At 36.4% G+C, this 25,213-nt stretch carries 23 protein-coding genes and 1 tRNA gene; 13 read left to right on the top strand and 11 right to left on the bottom strand.

The features are described 5' to 3' along the window. Positions 1 to 39 precede the first annotated feature (39 nt). The 7 genes from rplM (at position 40) to DDY94_RS13570 (ending at position 5,573) form a co-directional block, all read left to right on the top strand. Positions 40 to 495 (top strand): 50S ribosomal protein L13, encoded by a 456-nt coding sequence (rplM, locus tag DDY94_RS13600; RefSeq protein WP_111685033.1) that lies wholly within the window; start codon positions 40 to 42, stop codon positions 493 to 495. Further along, entirely contained in the window at positions 495 to 881 is a 387-nt protein-coding gene (gene rpsI / locus DDY94_RS13595) for a 30S ribosomal protein S9 (RefSeq protein WP_111684899.1), read from the top strand. Before rplM ends, rpsI begins: the two co-directional genes overlap by 1 nt. Before the next feature lie 266 nt (positions 882 to 1,147). Continuing rightward, complete coding sequence (rpsB, locus tag DDY94_RS13590; RefSeq protein ID WP_111684897.1) at positions 1,148 to 1,921, top strand: 30S ribosomal protein S2; 774 nt, start codon at positions 1,148 to 1,150, stop codon at positions 1,919 to 1,921. Between the two features lie 18 nt (positions 1,922 to 1,939). Beyond that, positions 1,940 to 2,770, top strand: coding sequence for a translation elongation factor Ts (gene tsf / locus DDY94_RS13585; protein WP_111684895.1), 831 nt, complete (start codon positions 1,940 to 1,942; stop codon positions 2,768 to 2,770). A 123-nt stretch (positions 2,771 to 2,893) separates the two neighbouring features. Continuing rightward, complete coding sequence (gene pyrH, locus DDY94_RS13580; protein ID WP_111684893.1) at positions 2,894 to 3,601, top strand: UMP kinase; 708 nt, start codon at positions 2,894 to 2,896, stop codon at positions 3,599 to 3,601. A gap of 44 nt (positions 3,602 to 3,645) precedes the next feature. Next, positions 3,646 to 4,200, top strand: coding sequence for a ribosome recycling factor (frr, locus tag DDY94_RS13575; protein WP_111684891.1), 555 nt, complete (start codon positions 3,646 to 3,648; stop codon positions 4,198 to 4,200). 95 nt (positions 4,201 to 4,295) lie between these two features. Continuing rightward, positions 4,296 to 5,573, top strand: a complete 1,278-nt coding sequence (locus DDY94_RS13570; protein WP_111684889.1) for a DUF5686 family protein — start codon at positions 4,296 to 4,298, stop codon at positions 5,571 to 5,573. Between the two features lie 4 nt (positions 5,574 to 5,577). Here the strand turns inward: DDY94_RS13570 and DDY94_RS13565 are convergent, their stop codons facing one another. Then, positions 5,578 to 8,163, bottom strand: a complete 2,586-nt coding sequence (locus DDY94_RS13565; protein ID WP_111684887.1) for a hypothetical protein — start codon at positions 8,161 to 8,163, stop codon at positions 5,578 to 5,580. 170 nt (positions 8,164 to 8,333) lie between these two features. Between DDY94_RS13565 and DDY94_RS13560 the strand changes: the two genes are divergently transcribed. From DDY94_RS13560 to DDY94_RS13545, 4 genes are read left to right on the top strand one after another with little or no spacing between them, the layout of a single operon-like run. Continuing rightward, a complete protein-coding gene (locus tag DDY94_RS13560; RefSeq protein WP_111684885.1) occupies positions 8,334 to 10,736 on the top strand; it encodes an efflux RND transporter permease subunit in 2,403 nt (800 codons plus the stop codon). Between the two features lie 38 nt (positions 10,737 to 10,774). Then, positions 10,775 to 12,205, top strand: coding sequence for an asparagine--tRNA ligase (gene asnS, locus DDY94_RS13555; protein WP_111684883.1), 1,431 nt, complete (start codon positions 10,775 to 10,777; stop codon positions 12,203 to 12,205). 25 nt (positions 12,206 to 12,230) lie between these two features. Then, positions 12,231 to 13,697 carry an RNA polymerase factor sigma-54 gene (rpoN, locus tag DDY94_RS13550; protein WP_111684881.1) on the top strand — a complete coding sequence of 489 codons (1,467 nt, stop codon included), beginning with the start codon at positions 12,231 to 12,233 and terminating at the stop codon, positions 13,695 to 13,697. Between the two features lie 18 nt (positions 13,698 to 13,715). Continuing rightward, entirely contained in the window at positions 13,716 to 14,324 is a 609-nt protein-coding gene (locus tag DDY94_RS13545) for a hypothetical protein (RefSeq protein ID WP_111684879.1), read from the top strand. Here the strand turns inward: DDY94_RS13545 and DDY94_RS13540 are convergent. The 8 genes from DDY94_RS13540 to DDY94_RS13505 all read right to left on the bottom strand — a co-directional run bounded on the left by DDY94_RS13540 (position 14,319) and on the right by DDY94_RS13505 (position 19,516). After that, positions 14,319 to 15,017: a porin family protein gene (locus DDY94_RS13540; RefSeq protein ID WP_111684877.1), complete on the bottom strand. Its 699-nt coding sequence runs from the start codon at positions 15,015 to 15,017 to the stop codon at positions 14,319 to 14,321. The two genes, DDY94_RS13545 and DDY94_RS13540, sit on opposite strands and share 6 nt — an antisense overlap. 86 nt (positions 15,018 to 15,103) lie before the next feature. Continuing rightward, complete coding sequence (locus tag DDY94_RS13535) at positions 15,104 to 15,568, bottom strand: ExbD/TolR family protein (protein ID WP_111684875.1); 465 nt, start codon at positions 15,566 to 15,568, stop codon at positions 15,104 to 15,106. Between the two features lie 12 nt (positions 15,569 to 15,580). Continuing rightward, positions 15,581 to 16,216, bottom strand: a complete 636-nt coding sequence (locus DDY94_RS13530; protein WP_111684873.1) for an ExbD/TolR family protein — start codon at positions 16,214 to 16,216, stop codon at positions 15,581 to 15,583. 6 nt (positions 16,217 to 16,222) lie between these two features. Next, the gene (locus DDY94_RS13525) at positions 16,223 to 16,693 is read right to left on the bottom strand and encodes a hypothetical protein (protein ID WP_111684871.1); all 471 of its coding nucleotides are present in this window, start codon (positions 16,691 to 16,693) and stop codon (positions 16,223 to 16,225) included. 18 nt (positions 16,694 to 16,711) lie between these two features. Continuing rightward, on the bottom strand, positions 16,712 to 17,482 hold the full coding sequence (locus DDY94_RS13520) for a MotA/TolQ/ExbB proton channel family protein (RefSeq protein ID WP_111684869.1): 771 nt from the start codon (positions 17,480 to 17,482) through the stop codon (positions 16,712 to 16,714). Between the two features lie 76 nt (positions 17,483 to 17,558). Further along, positions 17,559 to 17,646 (bottom strand) — tRNA-Ser (locus tag DDY94_RS13515). A 74-nt stretch (positions 17,647 to 17,720) separates the two neighbouring features. Beyond that, complete coding sequence (locus DDY94_RS13510) at positions 17,721 to 18,746, bottom strand: asparaginase (protein WP_111684868.1); 1,026 nt, start codon at positions 18,744 to 18,746, stop codon at positions 17,721 to 17,723. 2 nt (positions 18,747 to 18,748) lie between these two features. Continuing rightward, a complete protein-coding gene (locus DDY94_RS13505; RefSeq protein ID WP_111684866.1) occupies positions 18,749 to 19,516 on the bottom strand; it encodes a TatD family hydrolase in 768 nt (255 codons plus the stop codon). A gap of 47 nt (positions 19,517 to 19,563) precedes the next feature. Here DDY94_RS13505 and DDY94_RS13500 point away from each other — a divergent pair, with 47 nt between their 5' ends. Then, positions 19,564 to 20,016, top strand: coding sequence for a retropepsin-like aspartic protease family protein (locus DDY94_RS13500; protein ID WP_111684864.1), 453 nt, complete (start codon positions 19,564 to 19,566; stop codon positions 20,014 to 20,016). 33 nt (positions 20,017 to 20,049) lie between these two features. Continuing rightward, complete coding sequence (locus DDY94_RS13495; RefSeq protein WP_111684862.1) at positions 20,050 to 20,673, top strand: response regulator transcription factor; 624 nt, start codon at positions 20,050 to 20,052, stop codon at positions 20,671 to 20,673. Between the two features lie 494 nt (positions 20,674 to 21,167). On the opposite strand, the gene odhB is transcribed toward DDY94_RS13495, so the two are convergent. Together odhB and DDY94_RS13485 are read right to left on the bottom strand one after the other, a co-directional pair. Further along, a complete protein-coding gene (gene odhB, locus DDY94_RS13490) occupies positions 21,168 to 22,382 on the bottom strand; it encodes a 2-oxoglutarate dehydrogenase complex dihydrolipoyllysine-residue succinyltransferase (RefSeq protein ID WP_111684860.1) in 1,215 nt (404 codons plus the stop codon). Between the two features lie 32 nt (positions 22,383 to 22,414). Next, a complete protein-coding gene (locus DDY94_RS13485; RefSeq protein WP_111684858.1) occupies positions 22,415 to 25,183 on the bottom strand; it encodes a 2-oxoglutarate dehydrogenase E1 component in 2,769 nt (922 codons plus the stop codon). Positions 25,184 to 25,213: the final 30 nt, after the last annotated feature.

The raw sequence follows: 25,213 nt of genomic DNA, 5'->3' as shown, positions 1-25,213 counted from the left end.
CTTTTGTGCCATATTGGTGCAATAATAAATCAAATTAGTGTGGATACATTAAGCTACAAAACAGTTTCGGCTAACAAAGCTACTGCTAACAAGGAGTGGGTTTTAGTTGATGCTGATGGACAAAACTTAGGTCGCTTAGCTTCAAAAGTAGCAATCTTACTTAGAGGAAAGCACAAACCTAACTTCACGCCACACGTTGATTGCGGAGATAACGTAATAATTATCAATGCAGAAAAAATCAACTTAACTGGAAACAAGTGGACAGATAAAACATATATCCGTCACACAGGCTATCCAGGTGGTCAAAGAAGCTTGACTGCTACTGAAATGTTTGAGAAAGATCCAACCAGATTAGTAGAAAAGTCAGTAAAGGGAATGTTGCCTAAGAACAAATTAGGGGCTCAACTTTTCCGTAACCTAACTGTTGTTGCTGGTGCTGAGCACGCTCATGAAGCTCAAAAGCCAAAAACAATTAATTTAAACGAATTTAACTAATGGAAGTAATTCACAAAATCGGCCGTAGAAAGACGGCTGTTGCCCGTGTATATGTTGCCAAAGGAAAAGGTAACATTACGGTGAACAAAAAAGACATGGCAGATTACTTTACTACTGCACCATTGCAGTACAAAGTAAATCAACCTTTAGTCATGACTAACAATGATGGCAACTTTGATATTACTGTTAACGTATATGGAGGTGGTATCACCGGCCAGGCGGAAGCTATACGTTTAGCATTATCTCGTGCAATGTGTGAGGTTGATGCTGAAAACAGAGCAATATTAAAGCCAGAAGGTCTATTAACAAGAGATCCAAGAATGGTAGAGCGTAAGAAATTCGGTCAGAAGAAAGCGCGTAAGAAATTCCAGTTCTCTAAACGTTAATATCCAACACCAAACATGTCGTGCTGAGCGCAGTCGAAGCATTATTAAATTCAATTGCGCTCCACTGACATTAAACCCGCCACGAGTTGGCATTTTATTGAAATCGCTGAATAGTTCAGCAAAATTTAACCAGTTATTGTTGCCGATGACCTGTAAATGCAGTCACGGTTTAGTTTAGCATCTAAATGAGCTAACGGCCAATAGCCTTGAGCTAAAAGCTAAAAAAGCACATTGCTAATTCAACAGAACGTAAACTATTACAAAAAATGGAAAAAGTAGAAGTAAAAGAACTACTAGAAGCAGGTGTACACTTCGGTCACCTCACGCGTAAATGGAATCCAAACATGGCTCCTTACATCTATATGGAGCGTAACGGAATCCACATCATTAACCTTTACAAAACCGCTGCTAAGATTGAAGAAACTTGTGCTGCTTTAAGTAAAATTGCAGCTTCAGGAAAGAAGATCTTATTTGTTGCTACAAAAAAGCAAGCCAAAGACATCGTTGCTGAAAAAGCAGGTGCAGTAAACCAACCTTACATTACGGAACGTTGGCCAGGTGGTATGTTAACCAATTTCGTAACGATCAGAAAAGCTGTTAAGAAAATGGCTTCTATCGATCGTATGAAAAAAGACGGAACTTTCGATTCGTTATCAAAGAAAGAACGTTTACAGGTAGACCGTCAGCGTGCAAAATTAGAAAAGAACTTAGGTTCTATTTCTGACATGACACGTTTACCAGGAGCTTTATTTGTGGTTGACATTATGCGCGAGCACATCGCCATTAAAGAAGCACAGAAATTGAACATCCCAATCTTTGCTATGGTAGATACAAACTCTGATCCACGTCAGGTTGATTATGTAATCCCAGCAAACGATGATGCTTCAAAATCTATCAACAAAGTTTTATCGATCGTTTCTTCAGCTATCGAAGATGGATTAAACGAAAGAAAAGCAGAGCGTGCTGAAAAGGATAACAAAGCAAAAACTGAAACTAAGAAAGCTAAAAAAGCTGAAGTAGCAGTTCAAGAAGAAGAATAAAAACAAGGACAAGAAACTATGGAAAATACTGTAAAAATTACAGCTGCAGACGTAAACAAGCTTAGAAAAGCTACAGGTGCAGGAATGATGGATTGTAAAAAAGCCTTAGTTGAAGCTAATGGTGATTTCGACAAAGCCATTGAAATTTTACGTAAAAAAGGACAAAAAGTTGCTGCAAAAAGAGCAGACAGAGAGTCTACTGAAGGTGCTGCAATTGCAAAAGTAAACGATTCTAAAACTGCAGGTGTATCTATCGTTTTAGGTTGTGAAACTGATTTCGTTGGCAAAAACGAAAACTTCGTAGCTTTAGCTCACGATCTTGCTGATTTAGCATTAAACTATAATTCAAAAGAAGAATTTTTAGCTGCTGATTTCAACGGTATCACTGTTGCTGAAAAATTAATTGAGCAAACAGGTGTTATTGGTGAAAAATTAGATATCAATGCATTCGAAAAAATCGAAGCGCCTTTCGTTGGATCGTACATCCACGCTGGAAATAAAATTGCAACTTTAGTAGGTTTATCTGCTAATGTTGAAGGTGCTGATGTTGTTGCTAAAGATGTTGCAATGCAAGCTGCTGCAATGAATCCAATTGCACTTAACGAAGAAGGTGTTGATGCTGCAACGATCGAAAAAGAAATTGAGATCGCTAAAGATCAATTACGTCAGGAAGGTAAGCCAGAAGCTATGTTAGATAACATTGCTAAAGGTAAATTAAAGCGTTTCTTTAAAGACAATACTTTAGTAAATCAAGCATTCATTAAAGACAGCAAAGTAAGTGTTGCTGACTATGTGAAAACAATCGGTGATGTTGAAATCACTGTATTTAAGCGTGTTGCTTTAGGATAAGCCCGCTTATTTTAATAAATATTTAAAAGAGCCTTTACATGTTAAAGGCTCTTTTTTTTGGTTTTTTTTCACTTTTACAGATGCTAATAATTGTTTAGCTTTGTTCAACTTTGAAATAATCTAATGAAATACAAAAGAATACTACTCAAATTATCTGGTGAAGCCTTAATGGGAGATCGCCAATATGGGATAGATCCACAACGATTAGCCGAGTATGCTCAAGATATAAAAGAGATCACTGAACTTGGTGTTGAAGTGGCGATAGTTATTGGAGGAGGAAATATTTTTAGAGGTGTTGCAGGTGCTATGAACGGTATGGATCGCGTACAAGGTGATCATATGGGCATGTTAGCAACAGTGATTAACGGTTTAGCACTTCAGAATGCATTAGAAGATGCCAATGTTAAAACACGTCTTCAAACGGCTATAAAGATCAATGAAGTTGCAGAGCCATTTATTAGAAGAAAAGCACTTAGTCATTTAAGTAAGGGTCGTGTAGTAATTTTTGGTGGTGGTACCGGAAACCCGTATTTCACAACGGATTCTGCAGCAGTTTTACGCGCTATTGAAATCGGTGCTGATGTGATCTTGAAAGGCACACGTGTAGATGGCATTTACACTGCCGATCCTGAAAAAGACAGCAATGCCGTAAAATTTGACTATATTACTTTTGATGACGTTTTAAGCAAAGGCCTAAAAGTAATGGATACAACAGCATTTACTTTAAGTCAGGAAAACAAACTACCGATTATAGTTTTTGATATGAACAAAAAAGGAAACCTACTTAAAGTGGTTTCTGGAGAAAGTATAGGAACGGAAGTGAACCTTTAATTTGGCGTAACTTTTGATAACTCTCCATTAAAAAGATAAATATTATGAACGAAGAAATTCAATTTATAATAGACACAGCTAAAGAAGCTATGGAAAATGCGCTTAAGCATTTAGAAAAGCAGTTAGTAAATATTAGAGCTGGTAAGGCTAGTCCTGCTATGCTTGGCAGTGTTATGGTAGACTACTATGGCTCTCAGACGCCGTTGAACCAAGTAGCAAATGTTAATACACCTGATGGAAGAACTATTTCAGTACAACCGTGGGAAAAAAGTATGCTTCAGGAAATTGAGCGTGGAATTATGTTGGCTAATTTAGGTTTCAATCCTATGAATAATGGCGAAATGATTATCATCAATGTTCCACCATTAACTGAAGAACGCAGAAAGGAATTGGCAAAACAAGCAAAATCAGAAGCTGAAGACGCAAAAGTTGGTGTTAGAAATGCGCGTAAAGATGCCATGAATGATATTAAAAAGGCTGATGTTTCTGAAGATTTTCAGAAGAATTCGGAAATCGACATACAAGAACTTACGGATTCCTTCGTTAAGAAAATAGATCAAATTCTTGATGTTAAGGAAAGTGAGATTATGACGGTTTAGAAAAGTAAAGCTGCTTTATTCTGTACCCGCTTAGAAAAATTTCATACCTCAAACAGCATAAGGCCATTTTCTAATTAAACTATTAATCCATATACATGCTAAAGCATCTATTTGTTGTTTTTCTTTTTCTAACTTCATTTAGCTATGCTCAAAACCCCGTTGCTAAAGAAAAGGACTCGTCTCGCATTGCAAGAGACTCTATTAAAAAAGCTGAGTTTTTAAAAAATATTGGCAATGGTTATTTGCCCTTAGGCTATTTTAATCTCGATCTACGTTACCTTATAAAATACAATCAGTTTGAAGGTGTTAGAACAGGACTAGGAGGAACTACAAACGACCGTTTTTCAGAAAAGTACAGAGCCAATGGTTATGTGGTTTATGGATTTCTAGACGAGCGTTATAAGTTTAGTGTTGGAGGTGGCTTTAGAGTAGCCGAAGCTACAAATACTTGGATTAACTTGTCTTACACCGATGATCTTCAGGAAACCGGAAGCTCTACCTTTTTAACAGATAAAAGGTTTTTCACTTTTTTTGAACCACGACTTTTAAACATCGATCTCTTTCATAGGCATATTACCAAATCCATAGGCATTCAGCATAAATTATCAAATCACTTGTTAACGGAAACGCAGCTATCAAATAGCAGAGTAAATCCGACTTACAATTATAATTTTGTACTAGATGATGAAGTCTATAATACGTTCAATCTTAGTACGGCAAAAATTAGTTTGCAATGGAGTCCTTTTAGTCAATTTGAGATTATAAATGACCGCGTTGTTGAAACTAAGGATGCGTATCCGAAATTCACCCTTCAATTTACGCAAGGTTTCGAATCGATCTTTGGAAGTGATTTTAATTTTTCAAAATTAGACTTTAGAACCGTACAACAATTTGATCATAAAAATGAGTCAACCACCAATTTAACATTGGTGGCTGGCATTGCAGGTGGCGAAACGCCACTGACTCATTTGTATCATGCTTATCCTAATAATATCAATAAAGAAACAATACTTCAACGGTTTTCAGTTGCCGGTCTCAATAGTTTTGAAACCATGTTCTTTAATGAATTCTTTAGCGACAAGTTTATGACCTTTCAGTTTAAACATTTTTTTAGTCCGTTTAATATCTCAGACCGGTTTAAACCTCAATTGGTCTTCATTTCGCGTTATGCGCTTGGCGATATGAATAGTATTAGCAGGCATGAAGGGATTGCATTTAACACCCTCAATCACCTTTACTCAGAATCTGGCTTTGAGATCAACAAATTGATCTTGGGATTCGGACTCAGTTTTGCCTATCGCTATGGCGCTTATCACCTTCAAAATTTCGAAGATAATATTGCGTTCAAATTCACTTTTAATATTTCGCTATAAGCTTTTAGTCATTATCAGTTTTTGACACGCTGTATTCGATCTCTTTGTATCCAATTTTACCATCCTTCGAAATGGTCTCCAAAAACACAATAAAATCACCTTCATTGTCGGAATGGTAAAACTTAACCGTAGCTTCTTCATTATCCTTAGATTTTACGTGAGGAGCCCAATAAATGGTAGGACGATAATCTGGCTGATTACCGTAATAATTGGCTTCTGTATCATACCTTGGAACATAAAATTCTTTACTCGGCGAAAAACCCTCAACATTGAATGTTTTTAGATCTTTCCCTTGATTTAATGCACCAAAGATCCCCGTACCATTTCGCGTATAAATCGATAAAATACTTCCAAGTAATAACCCTGGTGGTGGGTAAGTATTAAAAACTTCAGCGTATAATTGCTTTAACCTTTTCGGATCATCAATAATCTCAAAACTGGTAACCTCCGTTGGTTCGATATCTTCAGTTAAGTAATGATTCAAGGCATTAACAGGAATGCCGTCAACAACAACCATGTTTACATGTCCTCTACCACCATGATTTGTTCCCATTCTTAAATAGGTTTGAAATGTCGATGGTCCTGGTTGAACGAGTCCAACATTAATGCGTCGAGGTTGATAAAAATTTGAGCGTTTAGCACGTGTTTCAACATATACTTTATCTCTAAATGACATCAACACATCCACCAGACCATTTGAAGATTTTCTGATCTTTCGTTGGATATCCTTGCCATCTATAACAGTGTTAGGAAGACCATATTTTTCAGCCATTTCGCGACGTTTTGGCGTCATCGTATAACCGTAAACTGTAACCTCATCGAGTTGATTATATCCATATAGATTTTTAAAATAATCCTTTTCGATCTGCATAATTTCTTTTTTCTGCTCAACGACAGCTTTAGTAACACTTTCTTCGACGTAGAACGTATTGGCCTCTAAAGGTTTAACCGGTACTTCGAATTTTTCAGATAAAGTAAGATGGATATTGTCTTTTTCATTTTCGTTTATACTTGAAGGCTGTATTACCAACTTATTGTAATCACCAAAGAGATCCCCTATTTCAAAGTAAAAGCTTCCTGGAACATCTAATTTGGTATTCATTAAAGAAAAATCTCTTCCAAAATCCATGATTGTAAAGTCCTTACCTGATACAATCTCATTTGAATTTTTGCTATTGATTACACCTTTAATCGGTATTCCCATTTCTCTACGGTATTTGAAAACATTATTAACCGTAGTATCATATTTATAGTTACGCCATCCTTGCGTCAGCATAAGGTCGTCTATATTATAATTACTATTTGCTTCAAAATACAAATGAGGAGATTCTATATGACCTTTTAGATCAGACGTAAGTAGTAAGTAAGTCAACAGATTTCCTCCACGAGAACCGTCGATGTCTATGCGCGATTTGTCTATAACTAATACAGAGGTATCAAATTGATTTGTGGCCTCTGTTTGCAATTCAGTGTCGGCTTTCATCGATAGTACTACTTCATCACGTGTACTAAATTTTTGTTTGTTCAAACTGGCATCAATTTTAAGGCTAGACATTCCATTATTATTGAAATACATGCGTTCTGCAACAATTCTGTTTTGCGCATCAGACACACTAAAAATCATAATGCCTTCAGGCAGCTGAGTTTTTGGAATGGAAAAATTTCCGACGGCGTTTGTAATATCTAATGGGTTATCGATATAAGTTATACCTCTCGAATAGCCCTTCAATCTAACAGCTTTATCTGGAAAAGACTTGGAATTAACTTCAATTTCAATTGCATTTTCAGTCTCATTAACTTGAAGTGAAACCCCTTCCTTATATATGGTTGGAAGTGCAACTGTTTTATCGGCTGCCTTTCCATCAATAGATGTAATTCTCGATCTATATACCTTGGTATGATCCGGATCTTCGAAAACAAAATGCCCCATACCTAAACTATTGCTTTCAAAATTGGCAATCACCTTATTATTACCGTCAAGGATCTCTCCAGATATTGCTATTCCTAATCCGTTGATATCAATAGCTTTAAATCCTACTTTACTAGCAATATTATGAATGAGTTTTCCGCCTTCAGGGAAAAACTGCACATCAATTTTACGAGCATCAGATTCCTTTTCAGTATAGACTATTTTTCGGTTTTTCGATTTTTTGGCCTCCTTATAATCGTCCTTAAGTTGACTTCGAATGATCTGCAATGATTTGGTGAACATAAAATCTTCAGAAAAGTTTTTATTCCACTCGGTGTACGCCCTAATGCGATAGTGACCATCTTCAATACTAGAGCCAATATCAAAATAGCCATTACCAAGACCCTCATTTAACTTTAGAATCTTGTGATCTACAATTTCATTTTTTGAATTAATTAAATCCACGTAAAGTACGCCACTAGATAGTTCTCCACTGAGTGTTGCTGCATTTACAACTGCAGCTTTAAACCAAATGGTAGAATTGGCGGTGTAGATTTGATTATCTGTTTGTAGATAGATCTTCTCAGCAAACGAGTTCCGTGCATACGAACTGTTTACTTGAGCTTTTAAAGAATTGATGGTGATAGTTAGTATTAAGAAAAGAATAGAAGTTTTTTTCATAATATGATGGTTTTAAGCTTTAAAATAATGAAAAACACAAAAATTGTTCCACAATTATTTGTTAAAACAAATCATCTAAAAGGAATACCATAAAGTGGCGTTAATTAAACTCAATTCTCATTAAGAATCCTTAGGTTTTTTCTACCTTTGCGGCTCATTTGAGATAAGGTATGTTTAAACTATTAACTACAGGATTTTGGGAGGCTGTTGCAAGATTAATTCTTCGCAACAAAATCTTCATTCTTATTGCTGTTATTGCGGCAACTGTATTTTTTAGTATGCAGTGGAAACACATGCGTTTTACCTATACCGAGGCTAACATGTTACCCGATGACCATGAAGTGAATCTTGTATATAACGATTTTCTTGAGGTCTTCGGAGAAGAAGGTAATCTCATTGTTTTAGGTGTAAAAGACTCCACCTTATTTACGGTTGAACAGCTTAACCGTTGGAATCAACTTGCAGAATCCTTCAAACCGTATAACGAAGTAGAGACTGTTCTTTCCATAAAAGATCTTCAGAAGCTTGTAAAGAATACCAAAAAAGAACAGTTCGATTTAGAACCGTTTATCAAAGACTCTATATCTAGTGTTGAAGAAATTCAAACCCTTCAAGAAGAATTATTTAAGAAATATCCTTTTTACGATAACTTCTTATTTAATGCCGAAACTAAAACTATTCGTACGGCAATCTATTTAAAGAAAGAAATTGTAAATACTGCTGCTCGAAAAGATTTTATTATTGATATTCTCGAAAATAAAGTTGAAGACTTTAGAGCCGACACAAACCTCGATGTAAAGGTTTCGGGTATGCCTTACATCAGGACGCTCAACTCTCAGAATATTGTAGATGAAATCCCGATATTTATTGGCGCGGCACTCTTTATTACATCTCTAATTTTCTTTTTATTCTTTAGGTCATTCAGAGCTACCTTTATCTCACTTATCGTTGTGTGTATTGGTGTAATGTGGACCTTCGGTATACTTGGCCTTTTAGGGTACGAAATAACCGTACTAACCGCATTAATTCCTCCGTTGATCATTGTCATTGGGATACCGAACTGTATTTTCCTTATCAATAAATACCAGCACGAAGTACGGTCGCACGGTAATAAAGTAAAATCACTTCAACGTGTAATTACCAAGATTGGTAATGCCACTTTAATGACCAATGTAACAACGGCATCGGGTTTTGCTACTTTCATTCTTACAGAAAGTAAATTGCTCAAAGAGTTTGGTATTGTTGCGTCCTTGAGCATATTAGCCATATTTATTTTATGTCTTCTAATTATTCCAATCATTTATACGTTTTTACCCTTTCCGAAGGATCGTCATTTAGAACATCTTAATAAACGCTGGATCGGTGGCTTTGTCGATTGGATGGAGCGCATGGTAAAGCATAAAAAGATCACCATCTATGTCACTGCTTTTATTTTGATAATGGCAAGTATGATTGGTATCAATAAGATCGAAATTTCTGGTAGTCTAATCGAAGATATGCCACAAGACAAACAGTTTTTTAAGGACATTAGGTTTTTTGAGGATGAATTTAACGGTATTATGCCTTTAGAAATAATGGTAGATACAAAGCGTAAGAAAGGCGTAATGAAATTGGCGACCTTGCGTCGTATTAATGAGCTCGAAGAACTTATAGAAGAGATCCCTGAGCTATCGAAACCGATCTCAGTAGTTAGTTTGGTAAAGTATAGTAAACAAGCCTATTACAATGGCAACCCTAAATATTATCAGTTACCTACAAGTCAGGAGAACAGTTTCATATTGTCTTATGCAAAGAATTCTTCAACTGATGTTGATCTCTTAAAGAACTTTGTGGATAGCACAGGCCAATATGCCCGTGTAACCACATTCATGAAAGATATTGGTACCGATAAAATGGAGCGCATTCAAGAAATGCTTCAAACTAAAATCGATAAAGTATTTCCTGAAGAACGTTACGAGGTTACAATGACAGGTAAGGCTTTGGTATTTCAGAAAGGAACCAAGTATTTGGTTAGAAATCTGGTCATTTCCTTAACCCTTGCCATTTTCTTGATCTCACTTTTTATGGCCTATTTATTCCGTTCGGTACGAATGATCATTGTTTCGCTCATTCCGAACTTATTACCATTATTAGTCACAGCCGGATTAATGGGTTATGTGGGTGTTCCTATTAAACCGTCAACCATATTAGTCTTTAGTATAGCATTTGGTATTTCGGTAGACGACACCATTCATTTCTTGGCAAAATACCGACAAGAATTACAAGCCAATCATTGGAAAATCAGAAAATCAGTTTATGCGGCTTTACGCGAAACTGGCATTAGCATGTTCTACACATCTATTGTTTTATTCTTCGGATTTTCAGTATTTACCATATCTAGTTTCGGTGGCACAGTAGCCCTTGGAGCATTAGTATCAATAACTTTATTATTTGCGATGCTTTCAAACTTATTATTACTTCCTTCGCTTCTATTATCATTAGAACGTAACATTGCCAATAAGGAAGTATTACGTAAACCAGCCATCGATATTATTCCTTCGGAAGATGAATCTGAAGAGGATATGGAAAACTAACAATAAAATTTATCTTAGCATTTTCAAAATAATTAAAAATGATGTCAAAAACAGTAGCAGAATTATTAGCAGACAGTACTCTACACGATGTCTCCGTTAAAGGATGGGTAAGAACTTTTAGAGCGAATCGTTTTATCGCTTTGAATGATGGCTCAACCATTAATAATATTCAATGTGTTGTTGATTTTGAAAATTTTGAAGAAGACTTTTTAAAACGCATAACTACAGGTGCAGCAATACATGTCACTGGAGAATTGGTTGAAAGCCAAGGCAAAGGGCAGTCCGTTGAAATACAAGTGAAGGAAATTGAGATCTTAGGTGATTCTGACCCTGAAACGTATCCAATTCAGCCTAAAAAACATTCGTTCGAATTCTTAAGAGAGAATGCACACTTGCGTACCAGAACCAACACCTTTGGTGCCGTAATGCGAATGTGTTCAACAATATCATTTGCTATTCACAAGTATTTTACAGAGAATGGATTCTACAACATGCACACGCCTATAATTACAGGAAGTGATGCTGAGGGTGCAGGTGAAACTTTTCGTGTAAGCACATTAGATCCTAAAAATCCACCACTAACTGAAAATGGTGAAGTTGATTTTAAAGAAGACTTCTTTGGCAAGGAAACAAATCTAACGGTATCCGGACAGCTAGAAGCCGAAACTTATGCTATGGCTCTTGGCAAGGTATATACTTTCGGACCAACATTTAGAGCAGAAAATTCTAATACGTCGCGTCACCTTGCTGAATTCTGGATGATCGAACCCGAAGTGGCCTTTATGGATCTGGCTGGTAATATGGATCTGGCTGAAGATTTTCTTAGGTCTGTACTTAGCTATGTCTTAGAACATTGCAAAGAAGATTTGGAGTTTTTAGACGACCGACTTCAGAAGGAAGAAGCAAAATTACCTCAGATAGAGCGCAGCCCAATGAACCTTATCGACAAAATTAAATTTGTTGTTGATAATAACTTCAAGCGTGTAAGTTATACTGAGGCGATAGATATTCTTAGAAATAGTAAACCAAATAAGAAAAAGAAATTCAAGTATCTTATTAATGAATGGGGTGCTGACCTTCAGTCTGAGCACGAACGTTTTCTGGTTGAAAAGCACTTCAAGTGCCCAGTAATTTTGTTTGATTATCCTGCAAATATCAAAGCCTTCTACATGCGTCTAAATGATGATGGTAAAACTGTAAGAGCAATGGATGTTCTTTTCCCAGGAATTGGTGAAATGGTTGGAGGATCTCAGCGTGAAGAGCGTTTAGATGTGCTGAAAGAAAAGATGAAAGCACTAGATATACCTGAAGAAGAATTATGGTGGTACCTCGACCTTAGAAAGTATGGAACTGCAGTGCATTCTGGATTTGGATTAGGTTTTGAACGTTTGGTAATGTTTGCTACAGGAATGAGTAATATTAGAGACGTAATTCCGTATCCAAGATCACCACAAAATGCAGAGTTTTAATTACCTTTATCATTAAGGATTAACTATGTCATTAAAACAATATTTACAATTTAAATTATCTCAGAAGCTGTCGCCTCAGCAGATTCAACTGATGAAGTTGATTCAGCTACCAACCCAAGCATTTGAACAGCGTTTGAAGCAAGAACTCGAAGAAAATCCGGCTTTAGATACCGGTAAAGAATCAGATACAACTGATGATGGCTTCGATGAATTTGATAATTCGGTTGATGACTTTAATGACAATGAAACTATTGATGCAGAGGATATCAATGTCGATGAATATTTAAGCGATGACGAAATCCCTGATTACCGTACTCAAGCCAATAATTACAGTTCTGACGATGAAGAAAAAAGCGTGCCTTATGCCGCAGGAACCTCTTTTACGCAGCACTTAACCAATCAGCTTAATACCTTCAGACTTTCTGAACAAGAAGAGGAAATTGCCCATTTTCTTGTTGGTAGTGTCGACGAAAGCGGATATATCCGTCGCTCCTTATCTGATATCACAGATGACTTGGCATTTACACAAAATGTCTATACCACCGAAGATGAAGTAGAAAAGGTGCTTAAGGTGGTACAGCAATTAGATCCCGCAGGTGTTGGTGCAAGACACCTTCAGGAATGTTTAAGCCTTCAATTAGGAAGAAAAGAACAGAACCCTGATGTAGAATTAGCTTCGGCAATTATCAATAAAGCCTTCGAACAATTTACCAAAAAGCATTATAAAAAATTAATGCAAAAGTTTAGTGTGAATGAAGAAGAACTTAAAGATGCCATCGAAGAAATAGAACGATTGAATCCAAAACCAGGCGGTTCGTACGCTGGTAATAATAAAATCGTTGAACATATTGTACCTGATTTTGCCATTAAGATTGTAGATGGCGAATTAGAGTTAACTCTCAATGGTAGAAATGCTCCTGAACTTCATGTTTCGCGCGAGTATAACAATATGCTTAAAGGCTATAAAGACACGAAAGAAAAGTCGAAAGCACAAAAAGATGCAGTGTTATTTATTAAACAAAAGTTAGATGCTGCTAAATGGTTTATTGAAGCTGTAAGGCAACGTCAGCAGACACTTTTTGTAACTATGAGTGCCATTATGCATTATCAGAAAGACTATTTCCTAAGTGGTGATGAACGCAAACTTCGCCCAATGATTTTAAAGGATATAGCCGATGAAATTGATATGGATGTCTCAACAATTTCCAGAGTTGCCAATAGTAAATATGTAGACACACCTTATGGCACAAAATTGATCAAAGAGTTTTTCTCTGAATCGATGACCAATGACCAAGGGGAGGAAGTATCTACACGAGAAATAAAGAAGATTCTTGAAACTGTAATCGAAGAAGAAAACAAAAAGAAGCCGCTTACAGATGAGGCACTTTCAAAGATTCTCAAAGAAAAAGGCTACCCTATTGCACGACGCACTGTCGCAAAATATAGAGAACAATTAGATATACCTGTAGCGCGTTTAAGAAAGGAACTTTAAAATTAAAATAGCATTTGGATGAAAGATTTTATTCTAAAAAGCATATCGTTTGTTTTTCATCCGTTGATCATGCCATTATTAGGGGTGGTTTTTTATTTTCATAAAACACCGCGATTTATTCCTGAACCCATTCAGAATGCAAAAATTTTCTCGATAATTATTTTAACGATCATTCTTCCAATTCTGCTTTTCTTTTTGCTCAAAACAATCAATAAAGTCGATACGATCTACCTTAAGAGTACCAAAGAACGGTTAATACCTTTACTCATCAACTGTATTATTGTTGCTTTAATTTTAATGAGAGTTCTTACGCCCAATGAGATCGTTGAATTATACTACTTCTTCCTCGGAATTTTATGCTCTACCCTAGCGTGCTTTATAATGGCAATTTTTAAGGTAAAAGCAAGTATTCATATGATTGCAGCATCAGGATTTTTTATGTTCGCTATAGCTATTGGAATTCATTTCAAAATTAATATCAATGGAACCATAGCCTTAATGATGATCATTTTGGGTGCCATCGCAACATCGCGCTTGCATCTGAAGGCTCACACCAATCAAGAGTTGATTATTGGGTTGTTCACTGGGCTCTTCCCGCAGTTAGTTTTTATGAACTATTGGTTATAAAATATAAAACATTAAACCAACCTTGAAGGAACTCATATCGATGGCTTCACCATTAAGCCGTGCTGTATTATCGAATATTGGATTTAATCCGTAATAGGCATGAAAGTTCCATGTACCATAACCTACACTCAAGGTTAGGCCATATTGAAGACTGTTAAAATCATCGAGGTTAGTTAAATTAACATCTCCATTATCACTTTTAAACTTTGTGGAATTATAAAAGACGTAGCCTAGCTTAAATCCAGGGTATATTCGTAAGAAATTATACTTGGTAGGTGTAGATCTGCGCCATCTAAATTCGAAGGGTAACTCCACAAGGTATGTGGTAAATTTATTTTTTGAAACATTAACCACACTTTCGTCTATGATACTATAAGTGATGTCATTATTAGCTTCTAAAATAGCAACATTCTGATTATATGAATTTGAAGATAACCCAAGCCCTAAACCAATAGCAACATTTCGTTCTTCGTTGATGGGCATATCTCTAATAAAACCGAAATGAAAACCAGTTGAAAACCCACTCTGATTAACATCTTTTGGTTTAGAATTTAGAAGATTGTAGGTAACGGAAATATAAAATTGATCTTCTCTGTAGTTTTTATACAATTCTTCTTTATCGGCATTATTATCATTTTGTGATAAGCCAGTAAAGCTCAGTAAAAGCAAGAGAATTAAATGAACATACTTCATAAACTAAAACTACAAAAACTTTTAAATCTCATGAAATAAAAAACGTCCTGATAATTCAGGACGTTTCTTTTATAAAATTAAGAATATTATTGTTCTGCTCGAGCATTAGCAATGTACATTACTTTTAATGTATTTGCCTGTCTGAGTTCTTGTTTAATATCCGACACTAAACCAGCGTGCGTATTTTTATCGACTTTAAGACCAACCACAAATTTTGGTTGTAATTCTTCGACTAATTCAGCTTGCGCTGCTAATACACTCGCCTGTACCTCTTCAACGCTAATAATAGCATCGTTAAATTGGATTACTGGCTCAGTTCCTAATTGAGAGAATGAACTACTTGGCTTCCCTGCATAGATAAATGCAGTTCTATCCTTTTTCAATTTCTCAACTTGGTCTGCACTTGGTAGTACATTTTCAATCATTAAACTACTATCGCGCATTACAGTTGCTACCATGAAGAAGAAAAGCAACATAAATACAATATCTGGTAAGGATGCCGTTGAAATTGCCGGCAAATCCCCTGATTTTCCTTTTTTAAATTTTGACATATCTGTTACTTTTTAACTATCATCTGGTTCTGCCTCAGACAACTTCATTGGGAATAATTTCTTAATATTCTCAATACGCCCATTTAAAATGGTGTCTGGGGTAAACTGGTTCTTTTCTTTCTCCGCTAGCATAGCTTTGTAAACATTGTCAGCGCCTGGGTAATATCTTCTATATAAACGCTCTGCTTCGCGTTCTCTTAAGAAATTATAGGCTGCAACAAGTTCATTCTGAACATCCATATATTGCTCATATGATGTTTCTCTATCATGCTTCATGGAGATAATCGCCTTATCAGGATGATCTGATGACGATGGGTCTCTTTTTCCTTTACAATAATCGCAAGTCTCACCTGCTGCATTTGTACTTCCTCCATTATCGAGGAATTCGATTGCAGCTTGTCTTAAATCTTTTAGTTCCATTTGCTCATCTTCTACAAGCAATTGGTTACGACGGTTAATCAAAACCGTAAAAAGATTCTTTTGTTTAATGATTGGCGGTTCAACTTCAGAATCATCGATAGGTGGCAAACTTCTTAATAAGCCTTTATCTTTTTCAATAGTAGTAGTTACTAGGAAGAAGATAAGCAATAAGAAGGCAATATCAGCCATCGATCCTGCATTTACTTCTGGTGCTGCTCTTTTTGCCATATCTTATTATTTACTAATTGTTTTTTTAACGCCTGAGAAAATCATTGTAATTGCCGCAAGTACAAGTAAAATGTAGAAAGCAACTAAGCCAGCTCCCGACAATTGAACTTCACTGCCAGTTGCTACTTTATCTCCATACTTATAAAGGTTTTTACCATCTTGCATCACAGGGTTATCAGAGTCTGATAATATATAAGCAATTACGAGTACGGCCACAAAGGCACCTACTCCTATCAACGTATTTTTTAGGCCTGCAGTATTTGTGAATAGATTTTTAACAACAAAAACCAACACAAATAATACGATGAGACCCAATGTTATATAAGCCACAATGGCTATTGGGTCAACTATAGCAGTATCTCCTGCTAAAGCTGCTGCCTTAATTTCTTCATCGCCTTCTGCTATTATCATTCCAAGGAAAATAATACCAGCAACGCTGAGAATTAAAGCTACTATTCTTAATATTTTGTGTAACATAATTTAATGTGGTCTTTATTATTTTTTGTGTCTTACAAGTAAATCCATTAATGTGATGGATGCATCTTCCATATCATTTACAATACTATCGATCTTAGCGATAATGTAGTTGTAGAATATCTGAAGAATAATAGCCACAATAAGACCAAATACCGTTGTTAAAAGTGCTACCTTAATACCACCTGCTACTAATGATGGCTGCATATCTCCGGCAGCTTCAATTTTATCGAATGCCTGAATCATACCAATTACCGTACCCATGAAACCAAGCATTGGTGCTAAGGCGATAAATAAAGAGATCCAAGATACATTCTTTTCTAATTGACCCATTTGTACACCACCATAGGCAACAACAGCTTTCTCCGCAGCATCGATATCCTCGTCTGCTCTGTCTAAACCTTGATAGAAAATAGAAGCAACAGGTCCTTTTGTATTTCTACATACTTCTTTAGCTGCTTCAATACCTCCAGATGCTAATGCTTCCTCAACGTTTTGAGTTAATTTCTTAGTATTTGTAGTTGAAAGATTTAAAAAGATAATTCTCTCTATTGCGATGGCTAAACCAAGGATTAAACATAATAATACGATACCCATAAACCCAGGGCCACCCTCAATAAATCGCTTTTTTAATTCTTGATGAAAACCTAGATCTTCTCCACTTTCAGTGGCGTCTGCTTGAGCTAGAGTTGTTACAGTTGCTGTTGTAGATGCTAAGGTCGTTGCATTAGCGTTAACAGTTCCGATAGCCATTAAACAAGTTATGGCAAGGATAGAAAATAATCTTTTCATTGTTCTTAATCTTAATTTTATTAGTTTAAAGTGTTAAAGATAAAAAAAATAATGTAACCTAATCTTAAAATCTATGCAGAGAGGAAGGGATTCGAACCCTCGATACCCTTTTGGAGTATACACACTTTCCAGGCGTGCGCCTTCGACCACTCGGCCACCTCTCTATAGGCTTTAAAAAAAATTACGGTGTGCCAAATAACGAAAAAAACTTCAAACACTAAAATTTGTCCCGTTAATTTTAAGTCAATTCGCCACGTAGTGACTTTTCAAAATAAGATTGAAATTCTTCATGACTAATATTGTACCCTAGCAGATACATCAGTTTGGCAACTGCTGCCTCAGTAGTAATGTCTTTACCAGATATAACACCAATTCGTTTAAGCTGCGAACTTGTGGCATATTTACCCATTATAACACTTCCCCCAGAACACTGTGTTACATTAATAATATATAAACCATTTTTAATTGCCTCACTAAGAAGGTTAATAAACCAGTCTTCGGTGGTTGCGTTGCCAGAGCCGTAGGTTTCAATAACCAATCCTCTTAAGCCTTCGGTATTGAGAATTGCCTTTACCAATGGTTCTGAAATTCCTGGGAATAATTTTAGTACACCTATATTAGTATCGAGTTGTGTTCGTACAATTAGTTGTTCTGTAAATGTCTCTTTACGTAAAAACTCATGATTAATTTTTAAATGAACACCAGATTCTGCCAAGGTCGGAAAGTTAGGCGAATCGAATGCCTCAAAATGCTCTGCATTGATTTTAGTAGTGCGGTTACCTCGGTATAATTTATATTCGAAATACAAACAGACTTCTCGTATTACAGGCATGTCATCTTCATATAGAGACGCTAATTGAATTGAAGTAATTAAATTCTCTTTGGCATCTGTACGCAAATCACCTATTGGTAACTGAGATCCTGTGAATATGACTGGCTTCATTAAATATTCGAGCATAAAGCTCAAAACGGATGCTGAATAGCTCATGGTGTCACTACCATGCAGAACAACAAAACCGTCGTAATCATTATAATTGATTTCAATGATCCCTGCCATATTTTCCCAAGACTCGGTATTCATATTTGAAGAATCGATAGGCTCATCAAAGGATATGGTGTCAATGATGCAATCTAACAATCTAAGTTCTGGAATTCGCTCCAGCAAACTATCAAAATCAAAAGCAGTGAGAACACCAGAATCGGCATCTTTAACCATACCAATGGTGCCGCCTGTATATATTAATAGTATCTTAGGTTTTTTCATGCTTATATACCGAATACTTGTTTTGAATTTTTGGTAGTGATCTCCGCGATCTCTTCTGCACTTATGCCGTAAAGTTCGGATAATTTTTCTAATACCTTATTAATATAGGAGCTTTCGTTGCGCTTTCCTCGATATGGTTTTGGTGCCAGATAAGGTGAGTCGGTTTCTAAAACAATATGCTTCAGGTCTATTTGATTTATGAATTGATCTATTTTACCATTTTTAAATGTCACTACGCCACCAATACCCAACTTCATATTATAGGATATTGCTCTGTGGGCATCATCCTTGGTGCCAGTAAAACAATGAAAAATTCCGAATAGATCCTCTGATTTTTCTTCCTCTAACACATCAAAAATTTCTTCGAAGGCCTCTCTACAATGAATAACAATTGGGAGTTTGTGCTGTTTCGCTAACTGTATTTGATACTTGAAAGCTTCAATTTGAATATCCAACGTACTTTTATCCCAATAGAGATCAATCCCAATTTCACCAACGGCATAAAAGTGTCGCTGTTGCAACATTTCTTCAACATGAGCAAGTTCTTCTTTATAGTTAGCCTTAACATGTGTTGGATGTAAACCCATCATGAGAAATATATTATCAGGAAAATCACTTTCGAGCTGAAGCATCGATTCTGTGTAGGTAGAGTCTATCGCCGGAATAAAAAATCGACTTACATTACTGTCTAATGCACGACGAATCATTTCGTGTCGATCTTCATCAAAAGCTTCACTATATAAATGTGTATGTGTATCTGTTATAATCATTTTGCAAAAATAATCCTTAGAATATTATATTTACACAAATATTTAAAATGGATACGTTAAAAGATTTTTTGTTAGAAAAAGGCTATTCCAAAGTAAAACTTAAACTCACCAATACCAATCATTTTGAAATTAAGGCCTCAATAAATGGGGTTAAAGGTCGGTTCATTCTCGATACCGGAGCATCTAGTAGTTGTGTAGGTTTTGAAGCCATTAATCGATTTAATCTTAAGGTAAAGGATTCTGAAATCAAAGTCGTTGGTGCCGGAACCTCAAATATGGAAACACAGATTTCTAATTCGAATGATTTGAAAATAGGCTCCTGGAAGAAAAAACGTGTTGCTTTAGTATTATTCAACTTATCACATGTTAATAACGGTCTCATTAATCACAATGCAGATCCGGTCGATGGGATTATTGGTGCAGATATTCTTAAAAAAGGTAAAGCCATTATCGATTATGATAAAAAATACCTTTATTTAAAATTACCAGAAATTTCTTAGTATCTTTAAATCCCTCGACGAATTAATAGCTTAATGAATCCAACCATCATTATTGCCGACGATCACCCGTTGGTGCTCAAAGGCTTACAAGAGTTTTTATCAGAGAACGATTATAACGTTCTGGCGAGTGCCAAAAATGGTAAAGAAGCCTTAGCTTTGATTAAAGCACATTCACCAGATATTGCAATTTTAGATATTAAAATGCCTTTTTATACAGGTTTGCAGATCGCTGAAAATTGTAAGGCTAGTGATATTCCCACCAAAATTGTTCTTATAACTTTTGAAAAGGACGAAAAGATCTACAACGAGGCCAAGACCTTAGGTATATATGGTTATGTTTTGAAAGAATTTGCTCTAGATGAAATTGAAAATTGCATTTCATCAGTAGTTAAAAATAAGCCGTATTTCAGTCCAGAGTTATTAGCTTATATTGAAGTTGATGAGGCACCTGAAGGATTAGATACCTTAACACAGGCTGAAACTAAAATTTTTAAGTTGATTGCCACCAACAAAACGGCTACCGAAATTGCAAATGAGCTGTTTATTTCCGTTAGAACCGTCGAAAAACATAAAAATAACATTCGACGTAAACTTGCATTAGACTCAAAATCAGCTAGTTTGTATTTATTCGCCAAAGAAAATCTGAAATATCTCTAAAAATACGTAGTTCTACGTATAGTGTGGCATTATTTTATTTATGACATTTACATTGTTATTAATTAAGGGTTAATAACGAGCTATTAATTAGTTCTTAGGGGATTATTGGAGCCTCGAACGTAGTTCGGGGCTCTTAATTTTTAATACCCTCAAAAAATACGTAGTTCTACGTATAGTATGGCATCACTTTATTTCGGAATTTTACATAGCTATTAATCAACGCCTCAGATTAGATTCTCTAAAGCTCTGAGTCGACCTCAACTCAGAGCTTTTTATAATAACATATTATTTATGCAAACGATGGAAAACAATACAGCAAAACGAGATAAAATTTTTATAGTTCTATTGATCGTAAGTTCTATTGTAGTAATCTCAGCCAACGTGGCTGTTAATTTTTTTAGTTAATTTTAGTTAGTAACTCTGTTAGTTTAGAGTAAAAAAAAAGCGCAAATCCTCTCCAGATTGCGCTTTTTTAATTTCCTGTATTTGAAGCCTTACATTTCTAAAGCCTTCTTAGGATTATTGTCCATTAATAACTCAATTGGGTTTTCGAGTGCCTCTTTCACGGCTACTAAGAAACCAACTGATTCTTTACCATCAATAATTCTATGATCATAAGATAATGCCACAAACATTACCGGTCTAATTTCAACCTTACCATTTATTGCAACTGGTCGTTCAACAATATTGTGCATCCCTAGAATTCCACTTTGTGGTGGATTAATAATTGGTGTAGATAACATACTTCCAAATACACCACCATTAGAGATGGTAAATGTACCGCCCGTCATTTCATCAACAGTGATCTGGCCATCTCTTGCTCTTAATGCTAATCGCTTCACCTCAGCTTCAACACCTCTGAACGTTAGATTTTCTGCATTTCTAATCACAGGTACCATTAATCCCTTAGGACCAGATACCGCAATACTAATATCTACGAAATCATAGGTAATCATCTCTTTACCATCAATCATAGAATTTACCGCTGGGAAAAGTTTCAAAGCACGCACCACAGCTAATGTGAAGAAACTCATAAATCCTAAACTTACACCGTGCTTGGCTTTAAAATCTTCTTTGTATTGCTTTCGAAGATCAAAAATTGGCGACATATCAACCTCATTAAATGTGGTTAACATGGCGGTTGTATTTTTAGCTTCAACTAAACGCTCTGCAACTTTACGACGAAGCATCGACATCTTGCTTCGAGAAGTTCCTCGGTTTCCGCCAGTTGGTGTTCCCATTGAAGGAACAGCATTAACAGCATCGTCCTTAGTTATTCTGCCATCTCTTCCCGTACCAGAAACTGCACTTGCATCAATGCCCTTTTCGTCTAAAATTTTCTTTGCAGCCGGACTAGGAGTACCTGTTGCATATGTTTTTGCTGATGCTGGTTCAGCTTTTGCTTCTTCTTTTTTAGGTGCCTCTTCTTTTGGTTCTTCCTTTGCAGGGGCTTCACTACCTTCTGGAGCTTCAGCACTGGTGTCAATTAAACACACTACTTCACCTACAGCTACAGCATCACCTTCTTCTGCTTTAAGGGTAATTGTACCACTTGCTTCAGCTGGTAACTCTAAAGTTGCTTTGTCACTGTCTACCTCTGCGATAGCCTGATCTTTTTCAACATAATCACCATCTGAAACTAACCATTCTGCTATTTCTACTTCTGTAATAGACTCGCCTGGCGAGGGCACTTTCATTTCTAAAATCATACCTAATTTTATTTAACTTTTATGGAGTTGATTTATTTTTTATAACGTTGTTGGTTATTCTTGCTTTTATCAAATACGTAATCGATAACTTCTTGATGTCTTATTTTAGAACGCACAGAACTTCCTGCTGCTGGCGCACCATAAGGTCGTCTGCTCGCGGCACGCCACTGTCTGGCTTCTTCGAGATGCATAAGCATATGACCGTAAGCACCCATATTTCGCGGTTCTTCTTGAGCCCAAACGATATCGTCTGCATTTTTGTATTTACTCAAAATAGCTCTTATGGCTTCCGCAGGTAATGGGAATAACTGCTCTACTCTTACAAGTGCAACATCATCTCTTTCAAGTTTTTCCTGTTCTTCTAAAAGATCATAATAGAATTTACCCGTTACAAACACTAAAGTCTTCACCTTTTTCGCATCCGCAGTTGCATCATCTATGAGCATCTGGAAACTTCCGTTTGCAAACTCATCAACAGATGAGATTACTTTTGGATGACGTAAAAGACTTTTTGGGGTAAATACGATCAGAGGTTTTCTGTATTCAGCCTTCATTTGTCTTCGCAACAAATGAAACATATTTGCTGGCGTAGTACAGTCGGCAACAAACATGTTATCCTTTGCACAAAGTTGGAGGTAACGTTCCATACGACCCGAAGAATGCTCAGCACCTTGACCTTCGTAACCGTGTGGTAGTAACATTACTAATCCGTTAGACATTTTCCATTTATCTTCACCTGAAGAAATGTACTGATCTATCATAATTTGCGCACCATTACTGAAATCACCAAACTGTGCTTCCCAAATGGTTAGTGTATTTGGACTTGCCATGGCATAACCATAATCAAATCCTACAACACCATATTCTGACAGAAGTGAATTATATACACTGAACTGCCCTTGCTGATCTGCAATACGATTTAATAAAACGATCTCTTCTTCACTATCTTCAACCTTAACTACAGCATGGCGATGTGAGAAGGTACCGCGTTCTACATCCTGACCCGATAGTCTAACATTAAAGCCTTCCAACAGTAATGATCCATAGGCCAAATGCTCGGCCATGGCCCAGTCGAGTCGATTTTCATCGAACATAGCTTGACGCGACTCCACGAGCCTTTGAATCTTACGGAAGAATTTCTTGTTATCTGGTAAATTCGAAATCACCTTAGTTACATTTTCTAAAACATCTTTAGAAACTGTAGTATCAACAGGCTTCATCATTTCAACCTCAGTTACACGTCTCAACCCCTTCCATTCTTCTTGCATAAACGGAGTGATCTCCGTTTTATCTTCCTTGCGTGAATCTTCTAATTTTTCTTCGAGTTTCTCCTTGTATTTCGCTTCAATGTGTTTTACGTAACCTTCATCAATTGTACCTTCGTCAATTAAGCGCTGTGCATAAATGTCTCTAGGGTTTTTATGCTTCGCAATGGCTTTGTATAATAATGGTTGTGTAAATTTTGGTTCATCGCCTTCATTATGACCATACTTTCTATAGCCCAATAAATCGATAAATACATCGCGATTAAACTTCATTCTAAAGTTAAGGGCAAAAAGCGCCGCATGCACCACTGCTTCGGCATCATCGGCATTAACATGAAGTACTGGTGATAGGGTAACTTTAGCGACATCGGTACAGTAAGTACTTGAACGACCATCTAAATAATTGGTGGTAAAACCAATCTGATTGTTTACCACAATATGTATAGTCCCGTTAGTCTTGTAACCATCTAACTTAGCCATTTGCACCACTTCGTATACCAAACCCTGGCCAGCAATGGCAGCATCACCATGAACCACAATTGGCAACACTAGTGAAGCATCTGTAATGCCGTCCTTGTCTTGCTTAGCCCGCGCAATTCCTTGTACTACCGCACCAACAGTTTCTAAGTGCGACGGGTTTGGAGCAATATTGAGGTTAATCTTTTTATTGTTGTAAGTCTCGCGATTACTCGTCCAACCAAGGTGGTATTTTACATCACCATCAAAAACTTTTTCTTCGTAATCTTTTCCGTCAAATTCACTAAAGATATCTTTGGCTGATTTCCCAAAAATATTGGTCAAGGTACTTAAACGGCCACGATGTGCCATTCCCATTACGAATTCTTTTACACCTTCATCTGCTGCACGTTCAATAATGGCGTCTACTGCCGGAATTAAGGACTCGTTACCTTCTAGTGAAAAGCGTTTCTGACCAACATATTTTGTATGAAGAAATGACTCGAAAGCCACGGCTTCATTTAATTTTTTAAGAATGTATTTTTTTTCATCAACCGTAAACTGTGGATGGTTGTCATTCACATTGAGCTGATCCTGAATCCACTTGATTTCCTCAGGTTCTCTGATATACATATATTCAACACCAATAGAGTCGCAATAAATGCGCTCTAGATGATCGATAATCACTTGCAGTGTATTGGCACCAACACCAATAATTTCTCCTGCCGAGAAAACTGTGTTGAGATCATTTTTTGTAAGTCCAAAATTTTCGATCTCTAATGTAGGAGCGTATTGTCTTCTGGCTCTAACCGGATTGGTTTTTGTAAATAAGTGTCCTCGGTTTCGATACCCATCGATAAGTTTTACAACCTGAAATTCTTTCTGAAGTTGTTCAGGGATTTGAGTGGAAACACCCTCTACAATTTCGCCGTCCATTCCGTAGCTTTCAGAACCAAAATCGTACCCTTGAAAAAAGGCACGCCAACTCGGTTCTATAGCATCAGGATTTTGTAGGTATTGGTCGTATAAATCAGCAAAATATGCCGTATGTGCTGCGTTGAGAAAGGAATATTTATCCATTATTTTTACGAGACATTGTCGTTTCAACAA

The sequence above is a fragment of the Winogradskyella tangerina genome, assembly GCF_003260205.1.
GTDB classification, from domain to species: Bacteria; Bacteroidota; Bacteroidia; order Flavobacteriales; family Flavobacteriaceae; genus Winogradskyella; species Winogradskyella tangerina.
Note: the sequence above shows the minus strand (reverse complement) of the source record. Positions and strands in the feature narration are given on the sequence as shown.